Origin of the sequence: Eubacterium sp. ER2, assembly GCF_000765215.1 — a bacterium.
GTDB classification, from domain to species: Bacteria; Bacillota; Clostridia; order Lachnospirales; family Lachnospiraceae; genus Claveliimonas; species Claveliimonas intestinigallinarum.
On sequence record NZ_JPJE01000019.1, the window covers coordinates 28,607 to 42,264 of the forward strand.

Annotated in this window: 12 protein-coding genes; 9 read left to right on the forward strand and 3 right to left on the reverse strand. The window is 49.0% G+C overall.

Going from position 1 to position 13,658, the window contains the following annotated elements:
- Window positions 1-8 precede the first annotated feature (8 nt).
- The 9 genes from NI21_RS0107470 to NI21_RS0107510 are packed head-to-tail and all read left to right on the forward strand — an operon-like array spanning window position 9 to window position 9,654.
- Complete coding sequence (locus NI21_RS0107470) at window positions 9-971, forward strand: carbohydrate kinase family protein (protein ID WP_033125624.1); 963 nt, start codon at window positions 9-11, stop codon at window positions 969-971.
- 12 nt (window positions 972-983) lie between these two features.
- Window positions 984-2,459, forward strand: coding sequence for a rhamnulokinase family protein (locus tag NI21_RS0107475; protein WP_052084005.1), 1,476 nt, complete (start codon window positions 984-986; stop codon window positions 2,457-2,459).
- Window positions 2,456-3,937 carry a rhamnulokinase family protein gene (locus tag NI21_RS0107480; RefSeq protein ID WP_033125625.1) on the forward strand — a complete coding sequence of 494 codons (1,482 nt, stop codon included), beginning with the start codon at window positions 2,456-2,458 and terminating at the stop codon, window positions 3,935-3,937. The genes NI21_RS0107475 and NI21_RS0107480 overlap by 4 nt, the downstream gene beginning before the upstream one ends.
- A 16-nt stretch (window positions 3,938-3,953) precedes the next feature.
- Window positions 3,954-5,000 (forward strand): zinc-binding dehydrogenase, encoded by a 1,047-nt coding sequence (locus tag NI21_RS0107485; protein WP_033125626.1) that lies wholly within the window; start codon window positions 3,954-3,956, stop codon window positions 4,998-5,000.
- 12 nt (window positions 5,001-5,012) lie between these two features.
- Window positions 5,013-5,702, forward strand: a complete 690-nt coding sequence (locus NI21_RS0107490) for a class II aldolase/adducin family protein (RefSeq protein ID WP_033125627.1) — start codon at window positions 5,013-5,015, stop codon at window positions 5,700-5,702.
- Window positions 5,699-7,123: an L-fucose/L-arabinose isomerase family protein gene (locus NI21_RS0107495; protein ID WP_033125628.1), complete on the forward strand. Its 1,425-nt coding sequence runs from the start codon at window positions 5,699-5,701 to the stop codon at window positions 7,121-7,123. The genes NI21_RS0107490 and NI21_RS0107495 overlap by 4 nt, the downstream gene beginning before the upstream one ends.
- Window positions 7,124-7,135: 12 nt before the next feature.
- Window positions 7,136-8,131, forward strand: a complete 996-nt coding sequence (locus NI21_RS0107500) for a dihydroxyacetone kinase subunit DhaK (protein ID WP_033125629.1) — start codon at window positions 7,136-7,138, stop codon at window positions 8,129-8,131.
- Between the two features lie 11 nt (window positions 8,132-8,142).
- A complete protein-coding gene (gene dhaL, locus NI21_RS0107505) occupies window positions 8,143-8,793 on the forward strand; it encodes a dihydroxyacetone kinase subunit DhaL (protein ID WP_033125630.1) in 651 nt (216 codons plus the stop codon).
- A gap of 3 nt (window positions 8,794-8,796) precedes the next feature.
- Entirely contained in the window at window positions 8,797-9,654 is an 858-nt protein-coding gene (locus NI21_RS0107510) for a class II fructose-bisphosphate aldolase (RefSeq protein WP_033125631.1), read from the forward strand.
- Between the two features lie 89 nt (window positions 9,655-9,743).
- Here the strand turns inward: NI21_RS0107510 and hydF are convergent, their stop codons facing one another.
- The 3 genes from hydF to hydE are packed head-to-tail and all read right to left on the reverse strand — an operon-like array spanning window position 9,744 to window position 13,588.
- Window positions 9,744-11,003 carry a [FeFe] hydrogenase H-cluster maturation GTPase HydF gene (hydF, locus tag NI21_RS0107515; RefSeq protein ID WP_033125632.1) on the reverse strand — a complete coding sequence of 420 codons (1,260 nt, stop codon included), beginning with the start codon at window positions 11,001-11,003 and terminating at the stop codon, window positions 9,744-9,746.
- 55 nt (window positions 11,004-11,058) lie between these two features.
- On the reverse strand, window positions 11,059-12,480 hold the full coding sequence (gene hydG, locus NI21_RS0107520) for a [FeFe] hydrogenase H-cluster radical SAM maturase HydG (RefSeq protein ID WP_033125633.1): 1,422 nt from the start codon (window positions 12,478-12,480) through the stop codon (window positions 11,059-11,061).
- A 49-nt stretch (window positions 12,481-12,529) separates the two neighbouring features.
- Entirely contained in the window at window positions 12,530-13,588 is a 1,059-nt protein-coding gene (gene hydE / locus NI21_RS0107525) for a [FeFe] hydrogenase H-cluster radical SAM maturase HydE (RefSeq protein ID WP_033125634.1), read from the reverse strand.
- Window positions 13,589-13,658: the final 70 nt, after the last annotated feature.

A 13,658-nucleotide genomic window follows, 5' to 3' on the forward strand; every position in this document is an offset into this window, starting at 1 on the left:
GTGACGGGATGAAAGACAGATATGATATCTTCTGTGTAGGCGCATGTGTACAGGACATTCTCATAGAAGGGATCTCTCCGGAAGGATTTCAGAGGCATCTGAATGTTCTGGATAAAGTAGTGTTTACATCAGGAGGCGATGCGGTAAATGAGGCGGCAGTACTCAGCAAACTGGGAAACAGAGTGGCTCTCTTTGCTCAGGTTGATAACGGGCCGGTGGGCAAGGCAATATGCGCTGACCTTCTGAATGCGGGGGTGGACACTTCAAAGCTCGTGAAAAATGAACAGAGCAGATCAAGCACTTCTTTTGTATGTATAAATGAATCGGGAGAACATACCTTTTTTCTGGACAAAGGGATAAATGAGGGGATCGGACTCGAGCAGATAGACCTTTCTCTGCTGGATCAGACTAGGGCTCTTTCCGTAGGCAGTCTTTACAGCTGTGCCAAATTAGACAAGGGAGGAGTGGCAGAATTGATGAAAGCTGCCAAAAGCAGAGGCCTTCTTACCTTTGCGGATATGGATCACGATGTAGAAGTGCTTGGACCTCACGCTATGGATATTGTTTATCCGTTTATAGATTATCTGATGCCCAGTATTGAAGAAGCAGTATATGTGACAGGAGAGACCGATGAGAAGGGGGCGGCAAGAAGGCTTTTAGAAAAAGGGGCCGGTACTGTAGTGATCAAGCTTGGTGGCCAGGGGTGCTATGTGAGAACCAGAGAAAAGGAATTTTATGAAGATCCTTTTGAAGTGGTGGTTACAGATACAACAGGATGCGGAGATAATTTTGTGGCAGGATTTATCCACTCTATTTTAAAGGGAATGAGTTTGGAGGAAGGGGCCAGGTTTGCCTGTGCGGCAGGTGCGCTAAATGCTCAAATGCTGGGTGGACATATCGGAATCGTGAGTGAGACACAGGTGGAAACCTTTATGAAGAATACAATGCAGAGAAGAGTCTGCCGTGAATGAGGCGAGAACAGTATGGGAAGAGTGATGGCAATAGATATCGGAGCAAGCAGTTACCGTGTGATCGAAGGGATTTACAGCGATGGAAATTTGAGCATGAAAACTCTGGCCAGATTTCGACATACTCCGATATGGAAAGAGGGACATTACCGATGGAATATCTATGAGATGCGGGATAATCTTGTTGAGGCGCTCCAGTCGGCAGCGAAAAGCGGGGAACCTATCAAATCAGTTGGAATAGATACTTTTGGAACAGATTTCGGGCTTTTGGATAACGAGGGCAGACTCCTGGAAGAGCCGCTGGCGTACAGGGATTCCATAAGCGATGGAATCTCTGCCAGATTTTTTACAGATACTTATGGACTGTACGGCAAGGTGGGCGGAACGTTTGAGACAACTAGCACAGCACATATTTTAAAGGGAATGAAAGAAAGTGGAATGGATGCTTTGGAAAGAGCGGACCGTCTTTTATTTATGCCAGATCTCTTCGCGTATTTATTTACAGGACAGCCAACAAATGAGTTTACTATCGCTACTACGTCCCGCCTGATTGATGCTGAAAAAAGAGAGTGGAACAGAGAGCTTATCCGAGAGCTACAGCTTCCGGAAAAGATCTTCTATCCGTTGCAGGAGGCAGGGACAGTCATCGGATATCTGAAAAAGGATATCCGTAATAACCTTACTAACCTGGAACAAACTAAAGTAGTTATGACCGCATGTCATGATACGGCTTCAGCAGTCCTGACTGTACCGGAAAAAAGCGGCTGTTCTTTTATCAGCAGTGGAACCTGGTCTGTGAAAGGAATTGTATCCCGGAAGCCATATGTATCGCGAAAGGCTTGTGATCAGCAAATGTCAAATGAAGGTCAGCCATGGGGACGATACCGTTTGATACGAAATATCACCGGTCTGTGGCTCTTGGAAGAATGTGTCAGAGATTGGAAGAAAAAAGGAAAACAAATAGAGATTCCTTTGTTGGTCGAGGAGGCCCAGAACAGTCCTCTTTTCCCTTCTATAATCTTTCCGGATGGGCGAGAATTTTCAAAGCAGGGCGAGATGGTAGAGAAAATATGCGGATACTGTTCTGCAACAGGACAGGAAGTACCTAGTACTCCTGTAGAAATTGCTCAGACGATATTGCAGGGGCTTGCCTGTGAGTACAGAAGGCACAATGAACAGCTTCGGCAAGTTACTGGTAAAGAAATCAAACAGATTTATATTGTAGGAGGGGGAAGAAATAACCGGTTTTTGAATCAATGCACGGCTGATGTAACGGGATGCCAGGTGATTGCAGGAAACCCTGAAGCAACTGCGGCAGGAAACATCCTGGTTCAGCTATGGGCGGCCGGAGAAATTGAGGATCCAGCAATATTTCCGGAAATCGCAGCTGGTGACACTAAGACAGAGATGTATGTGCCTTCGGAAACAGAGAAATGGGAAGAAAGATTTGATTTTTACTGCCAACTGGCAGAGAGGGAGAAGATGGTATGAACTATCTGGTAGTGGATGTTGGATCGAGCAGTGTGAAGATATGTCTGGCAGAATTGACAGAGGGTAGGGTCTTCCAGATGAAAGATATATATCGGTTACCTATGACGAGATCCTTCATCAATGGGCATCTTAGTACAAATGTTTTTTTGATCTATGACTGTATATGCTGGGTGCTTGGAAATCTTGTAAAAGAAAATGTGAGGATAGATTCCCTTGGAATAGATTCCTGGTGTTCAGACTTCTGTCTTATGGATCTGGATACGGGAAGTGTATTGCCTCCGGTCTTTTACAGAGATAAAAGGACAGATGGATATATGAATAAAGTGGAAGAGAAGATGAGCTACAGAGAGATATACAATCTGACTACTCAGAGAAAAATGCCGGATTCCACTCTGACGCAGCTTATGGCTTATCAGGATGAATATGCAGATGGATTGAAAGGAAATAAGAAGATATTGTTTATTGGTGACTTCCTTATGTACCTTTTTACAGGAAAAATATGTTCCGAAGCGTCTGTGGCATCCTATTCTCAGATGTACAACCTGAAAAAAAGCGCATTTGAAGACCGTATATTTGAGACATTCCGTATTCCCGGAACTATTCAGCCGCCAGTCATACCGGCAGGAACAGTTATTGGACCTATTAGGAAAGATCTGCAGGACTTTCTTGGAACAGACGAAACCGTTGTAACTGCTCCAGCTGTCCATGACACTTCTTCTGCCGCTGTGGCGGTACCGGCGGGGAAAGATGAGAAATGGGCGTTTCTTGCGACAGGTTCCTGGTTTTTGATGGGGATGGAGCTTGAAGAGACGGCGGATGTCCAAAAATCTTATGAACACCAAATGTCCAATACAGCGCTTGCCTTTGGACACGTTCTTCTCAAGAAAAACATAATGGGTATGTGGCTTTTACAGGAGTGCAAAAGGCAATGGGAAAAAGAAGGGATTAAGCTGGAATATGGGGATATAGCTGCAAAAGCCGAAGCGGCGGAACCGTTTTACGCTCTAATAGATACAGAATATCCTGACTTTTACCATCCGGACGATATGGTGAAAGAGATCCGGAAATATTTGAAAATAACGGGTCAGAGGGTTCCTGAGAAAGATGATTTGGGACAGATCACAAGGATCATATATGAGAGTATTGTATTGAGATCAGCTGAAGCATTTGACATGTTAAAGGATGTGACGGGAAAAGAGATAGAGGTCCTTTATGTGATCGGCGGTGCGAATCGTGTAGCCATGCTAAATCAGTTCCTGGCAGATATACTGGGAATTACGGTCCGGACGGGACCTTCAGAGGCATCCTCAATGGGGAATGCGCTGATCCAGGCTTATGGAATGGGAGAACTAGGGACGGAAGAAGAAATAAGAGAGGTTGTCCGCAGTTGTACTGTGTGTACAGAATTTAGTCCTGGAAGAAAGGATGCCTGGGACAGGCAAAAAGAGAAATATAAAGGATTGTGCGGCGGAAGATAGGAGAAGGAGGGAGCGCATGGAACAGAAGTTTATGCGAGGAGTTGCTGCAGTTGGAAACGGGAAAGTAGAGGTGGTGAGAGATGTTCCTGTGCCTGAAATCGGGCCGTATGAAGCCCTGGTAAAGATGAAATCATGTGGTTTTTGTAATGGAACAGACTTCCATATCATAAAAGGTGAAATGTCTGTGGAAGTAGACAGTTTTCCTACACTTTTGGGGCATGAAGGCGTGGGAGATATTGTAGAGTTGGGGAGTAAGGTGAGAAATTACAAAGTCGGCGACAGAATCATGAATCCGATCATAAAACTTATGCCAGGGACTCCATACGGATGCACGTGGGGAGCTATGTGTGATTATGCTGTTGTTCAGGATCAAAAAGCTATGATAGCAGACGGTGTTGAAGAATCTCAGTTTAATCCGAGACAATTGGAATGTGTGCAGATACCATCGGATTTTGATGTGATTGACGGAGGAGCTCTCATTACACTAAATGAATGTTTCAGTGCAGCGCGTAATTTTGATGTACAGGACAAGGATGTTCTTGTATATGGAGCCGGCCCGATGGGATTGGCAACTATGAAATATATGAGATATCTGGGAGCCAGGACGATTACGGTTATTGATGGAGTAGCGGAGAGACTAAAACTGGCAAAAAAACTGTCGGAAGTAGATGAAACGATCAACTTTAATACGCAGGATAAAGAAGAAATCCTTGCAGGAAGGCTATTTGACCGTGTTATCGATATTGTAGGATTTACGTCTATTCTTGCTGAAGGGAGTCAGAGATTACGCCCATATGGAATAGTAGGCTCTATGGGCGTGCTCAGGGATTACGACTGTACACTGGATCTTACGAGATTAAAAAATAATACATTGTTGCAAATGCTGAATTTCCCATACGGGCAATATGCTATCACGTCAGAAAATATCGAACTTATGAGGGCAGGGATTATTGATCCAAAGGATTTTTACAGCCATGTAAAAAGTGTAGAAGAGATTCAGGAAGTTATAAAGCTTGTGGAAGAGAAAAAAGCTATTAAGGTTATCCTGGATTTAGAAAAATAGAAAGGTGCTAAAATGGACGAATATAAAATAAAAGAATTGATCTGTGATATAGGGAAGAGGGTTTACAGAAATGGTTTTGTCGCTGCAAATGATGGAAATATTACAGTGAAGCTGAGTGAAGACGAATATCTCACTACTCCAACGGGAATCAGCAAAGGTTATCTGACACCTGAAATGATCGTAAAAGTAAATGAAAAAGGGAAAGTGTTGGAAGGAACATACAAACCTTCATCCGAAGTGAAAGTGCATTTGAAAGTATATGAGGAGCGTAAGGATGTAGGCGCTGTTGTCCATGCTCATCCGCCTTTTGCAACTACCCTTGCAGTGGCGCATATCCCTATGGATTTCTACATTTTGCCAGAAGCAGTCTGTGGACTTGGAGCAGTACCCCTTGTGCCGTATGCACAGCCCTCCACACAAGAGCTGGCCGATGGGCTGGTACCTTATTTACAGGATTATGATGCCTTTTTACTGGAAAATCACGGTACAGTTACGGTAGGGACCGACCTCATCAATGCATATTATAAAACGGAGACGCTGGAATACAATGCGAAGATTTACTATCTTACCAAGTTATTTGGAGTTCAGCACGAGCTACCCCTGGATGAAATCCAAAAACTGGTCAATATGGCTCGGAACGGAAATTCGGCGGGCAGAAACCCCGGATATATAAAATTTCACACAAAGGAGGAAGAAGCATGAAAAAAGAATTTGGAAGTAAGCCCGTATTAGGTATCATGGGACTGTCAGATGGAGATAAAGATGTGCATGAGCAGTTGAAAGGAATTGTACAGGCCCAGGTAGATGCCATCGTAAAAGCACTCCGAGATTCCGGAGAAGTCGAGGTGATAGAGGCTCAGGAGCTGGTATGCAGTGTAAAAAAAGCAAAAGAGCAGGCAGAATATTTAAAAAATCAGGGAGTGGATGGGACAATCCTTTCATACGGAGTGTTTGCTTTTCCTAATTTTTCGGCAATAGCGGCTCAAAACGGGAAAGGACCTTTTCTCCTTGCAGCCAATTTAAATCCTGATTGGCCAGGCATGGTGGCTATGCTGGCAGCCGGAGGAGCCCTAAATCATCTTGGAATTCGTCATTTCCGTGCAAGTGGTGATGTCTTTCAGAAGAATGTATTGGAAAAATATATTCGTTTTGCAAAATGCGCAAAAGTGGTAAGTAGGCTAAATGGACAGAAATATGGATTGATCGGCGGCCGCAGTTTGGGAATGTACAGTGCAACTGTAAGTATGCAGGACTGGCAAAAGAAGTTTGGAGTAGATGTAGATCATATGGATCAGAGTGAACTTGTCAGACGTGCGGAAGAAGTCCCGGACGAAAAGGTGGAGAAAGCATTCCAGTGGCTGACAGAGAATGTGGGAGAAATCAAATATAACGGGACAACGTTTACTCCCGAAAAGCTTAAAACGCAGATTCGACACTATGAAGCACTGAAAACCATCATAAAAGAAAATGAGTACGATTTTGTGGGAGTGAAATGTCATTATGAGATGAGCCGCCACTATTGTACAGAATGTATTTGTGCTGCATTTTGTAATGATCCGTACGACTGGGATGGGAAAAAGGAACCGGTTGTCTATGCATGTGAAGCAGATTCCGATGCGGCACTCACAATGCAGATCCTGAAGATGCTGACAGATGAGCCAGTAATCTTTATGGATGTGAGGCATTATGACAGCGAATATAACGTGATGGTATTCTGTAACTGTGGATCACAGTCAACCTATTATGCTACAGGTACAGACGATTACAAGAGAAACCTTGCCAAGACTACATTATATCCAGCACTTGAAATGTATGCTGGAGGAGGGTGTCATGTGAACCTTATGACGGCACCAGGACATGCAACGATTGCTAGGTTGAACCGTAAAGAAGGAAAATACAGGATGACGATTATACCGGCAGATTTTGTGGAACTGCCGAGAGAGAAGATGGCGGAGACGACTGAAGAATGGCCGCATGTGTTTGCTAGGCTTCCCTTTGATCACCAGATATTCCTGGATAAGTTTGATGCAAATCATTGCCATGCCGTATATGGGGATAAAGTAGAAGAACTGAAAATGATTTGTGAAATGCTGGAAATAGATGTGGAAATCCTGGGAGAGTAAGGAGAGATATATATGCAGAGAATTTTAAATGATCCGGACAATATTGTGGACGAAATGCTGGAAGGATTTTTAGACGCGCATGTGGATATTGTTGAGCGGACTGGAAATCCTCGCGTGGTGAAAGCGAAAAATATCCCCAAGGGAAAGACGGGCGTCATCACAGGCGGAGGATCCGGACATAAGCCTGCTTTTATCGGTTATGTTGGGAAAAATATGTGCGATGCGGCAGCCGTTGGGGAAATTTATTCGTCTCCTACTGCGGCAGCATTTCTGGATGCGTGCAGAGAAGCTGACCAGGGCAAGGGAGTTGCCTGCCTTTACGGGAATTATTCGGGGGACAACATGAATGTAAAAATGGCAGTTAAGATGGCAGCCAAAGAAGGGATCACCGTGAAGACGGTGGTGGCGAATGATGATGTGGCGTCGGCGCCTAAGGATCAGAAAGAGAAAAGGCGCGGCGTTGCCGGGGAGATTTTAATGTGGAAAGCCGGAGGTGCAATGGCAGCAAAAGGAGGCAATCTTGACGATGTGGTGCGGGCGGCACAGAAGGCAATAGATCAGACCAGAAGTGTTGGGATTGGTCTTACCCCCTGTACACTGCCTGCGGTGGGACATCCGAACTTTGAGATCAAAGAAGGGACAATGGAAGTAGGAATAGGCCATCACGGAGAGCCGGGGATAGAAGTGTGTCCTTTAGAGAGTGCGAAAGATATGGCAAAGCGTATGGTGGATATTGTCGTTCCGGATTATCCTTTTGTCGAAGGGGACGAGACGATCGTGCTCGTATCAGGATTGGGAGCAACCCCTGTTATGGAGTTGTATGTGCTCTACAAAGAGATTGCAGGTATTTTGCGTGAAAAGGGAATCAAGATATATAAATCCTATGTGGGAAATTATTTTACTTCTCTGGATATGATGGGAGCTACATTGACAATAATGAAGCTAGACGAAGAGCTGAAGGAGCTGATCGATATGCCTGTTTACACTATGGGGCTCAAACAGATGTAGGAGGGTAAAAAATGGATGGATTCAAAAATACGGATGGGAAGTCTGTCCTCCTTAAAATGGTAACGGCAATCCAGGATAATAAAGATTATCTTGGTGAGGTGGATGGCCTGATCGGTGATGGCGACCATGGTATGAATATGAACAAAGGTTTTAGCCTTTTTGGAGAAAGGATTAAAGATAAGGACGTTGGCTTTTCCGAGGGGCTGAATGAACTGGGGATGGTTCTCTTTAACGAAATAGGAGGATCTATGGGACCAATTTACGGAACCATTTTTATGAGTATGGCAGATGCAGGTGAAAGTAAAGAAATAATTAATTTAGCGAATTTTACTGTAATGCTTTCGGATGGTCTGGAAGCCTTGGGTGAAATCGTAGAGGCAAGAGTGGGAGATAAAACTCTGGTAGATACACTTTTTCCAGCAGTGGCAAGTTTAAAGGTTTCTCTGGAGGAAGGAGATGAGTTTTCTGAGGCTTTAGAGAAAATGAAAGCTGCGGCAGAAGCTGGAAAGAATTCTACCAAAGATATGATCGCCAGATATGGGCGCTCCAGCAGGTTGGGCGAAAGGTCAAAAGGGGTACTGGATGCAGGGGCAGTTTCATGCAGTTTAATTCTGTGCGCAATGGCGGATGGGATTCAGGAAGTGCTGAAAGGGGGCAGATAAAATATGATAAAGACAAATTTTGTGCCAATGGAGGAGGTCCTAAAGATAGCGGAAGACAGAGGCATCGCTATCGGAGCTTTTGAATTCTGGTCATATGAGGTGGCGCGTGCAATTATAGAATGTGCGCAGGAACTGGATGTGCCGGTCATATTACAATGTGGGCGTTTGGAAATCAACAGGATGGGAGGAATGGAAGAGACTGTAATGACGGCCTATATGGCTTGTAAAAATGCAACGGTTCCTATAGCTTTGCATTTGGATCATGCTACGACATTTGAGGATTGCAATGAAGCAGTCAATGCAGGATTTTCTTCTGTTATGATTGATGCGTCTGCGTTACCATATGAACAAAATGTGGAACTGACTCGAAAGGTGGCCAGAAGAGCACAGCCATTTGGAGTAACTGTAGAGGGAGAGTTGGGACGGCTAGTCGGTGAAGAAGGGGATATTGCAGTAAAAGGACCGGAATCAGCGCAGACAGATCCGGAGGAGGCTTTGCGGTATGCAGAAGAAACGAAGGTGGATGCGCTGGCTGTTTCCATTGGGACGGCACATGGGCAATATACCTTTAAGCCTAAACTGAACATTCCCCGTTTGGATAAAATTAAAGAAAAAGTCAATCTTCCTATTGTCCTCCACGGGGGATCCGGTACGCCGGAGGATCAGGTAAGAGAAGCGATACGCCATGGGATCAGAAAAGTGAATATCTGCACGGATATTCAGGTGGCTATGGGGAAAACATATATTGAGACACAAAAAAAACAAGGATTTAAGTATTCGTGCCAGAATTTATGGGGGCCATCGGTTGAGGCTGCTAAGAATGTCATTCGGGAGAAAATGAAAATGTTTGCGCTGATGTAGCGTCAGGACAAAATATGCCAGTCTGTTCAAAATGTTGAAGAAACAGACTGGCATATTTTTTTACGGCTTCTTTGGTTGACAACGCTAATTTAAACAAGGGGAGCCAGGCTCCGCTCCAGTATCCCGTTCATGTGGGCGATGGCGATGCCGTAGTTGGTCATGGGGACGCCGGTGTCCTTTGCGCAGGCCATCCGGAATTTCATTTCCCGCTCGTTCAGCATGCAGCCGCCGCAGTGGATGATTACCCGATAGCCGGACAGATCCTCCGGGAACTCCGTCCCGCTTGTGAAGGAGAAGGACAGATCCTCCGTACCTGTGAGGCCGGTGTGCCGCCGGATGAGGGCGGGCAGCTTGACCGTGCCGATGTCCCCGCACTGCCTGTGGTGGGTGCAGCCCTCGCAGATCAGCACATGGTCTCCTTTTTTCAGTGTATCCAGAGCCCTGGCGCCTTCTGCCAGGGCTTTTAGATTGCCCTTGTACCGGGCAAAGAGGATGGAGAAGGAGGTGAGGGGGATCTCCGGGGGCACCACCGAGGAGACGTAGGCGAAGGCCTGGCTGTCGGTGATGACGAGGCTGGGCGTCAGGCCCGGCTTTCCGTCCTTTCCCTCCAGCGCCGCCTTAAGCTCCGTGTCCCGCACCGCCAGGGCAAGAGCTCCTGTGTCCAGGATGTCCCGTATGGTCTGCTGCTGGGGCAGGATGAGCCGGCCCTTGGGGGCAGCCTTGTCGATGGGGATGACGAGACAGACAAGATCCATGGGGGAGAGAAGGTCTCCCACGATGCGCCGGCTCTCATCTTCCTTTGGCGCCAGGGCAGCGATCCGCTCCTTCAGCTCCTGTATCCCCTGGCCGGTCTTCGCGCTGACAGGCAGCGCAGAGACAGCGGTTCCTGACGGGGCTTCTGCCTGACTGGCTATGTTGTTTTTGAGGGCAGCAGAAGCTTCGGCTGTCTCCGGGAGGAGATCCGCTTTGTTCACGGCGACCAGGCAGGGAATGTGTTTCTCCTGGATCCGGGCAAGGATCTGCCGGTCCTCCTCTGTCAGTCCGGCGGGGCCGTCCACCACCAGGACAGCGATGTCGGTCTTGTTCAGCATCTGGTAGGCCTTCTGGATGCGCAATTTCCCCAGTTCTCCCGTGTCGTCCAGGCCCGGCGTGTCGATGAGCACCACAGGCCCTAAGGGCAGCAGCTCCATGGCCTTTGTCACCGGGTCGGTGGTGGTGCCCTTGATGTCCGATACAATGGCCAGGCTCTGGGAGGTGAGGGCGTTGATGAGGCTGGATTTGCCGGCATTGCGCCGGCCGAAGATGCCGATGTGTGTCCGCTCGGCGGAAGGGGTGTTGTTTAAGCTCATATTTCTCCTCCTGTAAGGTTCTTCTGTCAGTGTTTCCAGTTGCTGAGGGAACCGGTCAGAAGCGGAAATCCCGCCGGTTGTTCTCGCGGATGAGGCGGAGATTTTCCTCCACCACGGCCCGGGCCTTGGGGTTTGGCACGTTCTGGATCTCCCGGTCAATGAGCCGGTCGCCGATAGCCTTTGTCTCCGGGGAGGCGTAATCCATCAGGTACTCCTCCAGTGTCATGAGGGCGTTGGGATGGCAGCAGTTCTGGATCTGTCCGCTCTTGCACAGGGACATGAAGCGGTCGCCGGTGCGGCCCTCCCGGTAACAGGCTGTGCAGAAGCTGGGGATGTAGTCCATCTCCATGAGCCAGCGAACCACCTCGTCCAGGGTGCGGCTGTCGATCACGTCGAACTGCTCGGACCGTGCGTCCTCCGGCTCCGGCTCGCAGTAGCCGCCTACGCTGGTGCGGGAGCCGCCGCTGATCTGGGAGATGCCCAGGTGGAGAACCCTCTCCCTGCACTTTTTGCTCTCCCGGGTGGAAATGATCATGCCGGTATAGGGAACGGCAATGCGGATGCAGGCTACTATCTTGGCAAAGGTCTCGTCGTCAATGCCGTTTTTGAAGGAGCTGGCATCGATGTCGTCCGCATCCCGCAGGCGGGGCACGCTGATGGTGTGGGGGCCTACGCCGAAGGCAGCCTCCAGGTGCTCCGCGTGCATGAGAAGGCCGGTGAACTCATACCGGTATTTATCCAGACCGAAGAGGACGCCGATGCCCACGTCATCGATCCCGCCCTCCATGGCCCGGTCCATGGCTGTGGTGTGGTAGTCATAGTCGTGCTTGGGGCCTGTGGGGTGGAGCTCAAGGTAGCTTTCCTTGTGGTAGGTCTCCTGGAAGAGGATGTAGGTGCCGATGCCGGCCTCCTTGAGGAGACGGTAGTTGTCCACTGTGGTGGCGGCAATGTTGATGTTGACTCTGCGGATAGCGCCGTTTTTGTGTTTGATGCTGTAGACAGTGTTGATGCTGTCCAGGTAGTAGTCCATCGTGTTGCGTACCGGATCCTCGCCAGCCTCAAGGGCCAGGCGCTTGTGTCCCATATCCTGGAGGGCAATGACCTCCCGCCGGATATCCTCCTGTGAGAGCTGCTTGCGGGGGATGTGCTTGTTCTTCAGGTGGTAGGGGCAGTAGGTGCATCCATTGATGCAGTAGTTGGACAGATAGAGGGGGGCAAACATGACGATGCGGTTGCCGTAGAAATCCTTCTTGATCTGCTCTGCCAGCCGATAGATCTCCTGGTTCTTCTCCTCAATGTCGCAGTCCAGCAGAACGGCGGCATCCCTGTGGGAGAGGCCCTTTCTCTTTTTGGCTTTCTCCAGGATTTCGTCTATGAGGGCCTCATTGTGTTTATTCTCCTCCGCAAAGGCCAGCGTCTCCAAAATCTCCTGGTGGTTGATAAAGTCGTCCGGATGTGTGGAATTTACATCATACATTTTTAAAATCCTCCTTGCTGTAAATCCTCCCCTGTGGGGCGGGTTTTATTTACTCCTGATCAGGGCAGGGACGCCAGTCTCCCCGGCAGACCGCCACGTGGCAGCCGGTCTGTTCCACGCGCCGGGACAGGTCCGCCAGTCCCTCTGCCGACTCGGCGCCGGTGTTCAGCTTGTTGTCGTAGAGGGAGTAGTCCTTCCTGTGATCCCTGGGGGACAGGTTGGGCATGACCACGTTGGCCCCTGCCAGAATGCCCAGCTCCCGCCCTCCGTCTCGGATGGAGCCGAGGGCGGTGGTGGCGGGGAGAAGGACATCCGGCAGCATGAGACGCAGAAGGCCCAGCATGTACAGAGTCAGCTCCAGTGAGCCCGCCCTTTCCCTGGCAAAGGGAGTGTCCCTGTGGGGGATGAAGGGGCCGATGCCCACCATGTGGGGCCCAAGCTCCTTCAAAAAGAGCATGTCCTGCGCCAGGTGACGGGTCTCCTGAAAGGGAGAGCCCACCATAAAGCCGGCTCCCACCTGATAGCCGATGGACTTCAGATCCAGGAGGCAGGACTTCCGGTGAGCGGCGCTCAAGGCCGGCGGATGGAGCTTTGCGTAGTGTTCGCTGCAGCTGGTCTCGTGGCGCAACAGGTAGCGGTCCGCCCCGGCGTCAAAAAAGGCCTGGTAGGAGTCGTGCTCCCGCTCCCCGATGGAGAGGGTCAGCGCACAGTCCGGAAATTCGGCCTTGATCCGCTGAATCAGACAGACTATCCGCTTGTCTGTGAACCAGCTGTCCTCACCGCCCTGGAGCACAAAGGTGCGAAATCCCAGCTCGTAGCCCCGACGGCAGCAGTCCAGGATCTGATCCAGGGTAAGCCGGTAGCGGCGGACGTGCGGATTGCTCCTTCGGATGCCGCAGTAGTAGCAGTCGTTCCGGCAGTAGTTGGTGAACTCAATGAGCCCCCGGATATAGACATCCCTTCCGTAGACAGCCTGCCGCACCTCCCGGGCCAGGCCAAAGAGATACTCCGCTGTCTCCGGGGTGCGCCCGTCAATGATCCGGACCCACTCCTCCCCGGAGAGGGCACGCTCCCTGTGCAGTTTGTCGATCAGTCTTTCTGTGTCCATAGTCCTCCTGTCCGGCATTTGCGGCATAAAAATAGTCCGCGCCCTGAGGCGCAGACTAAAAAAGTATAAA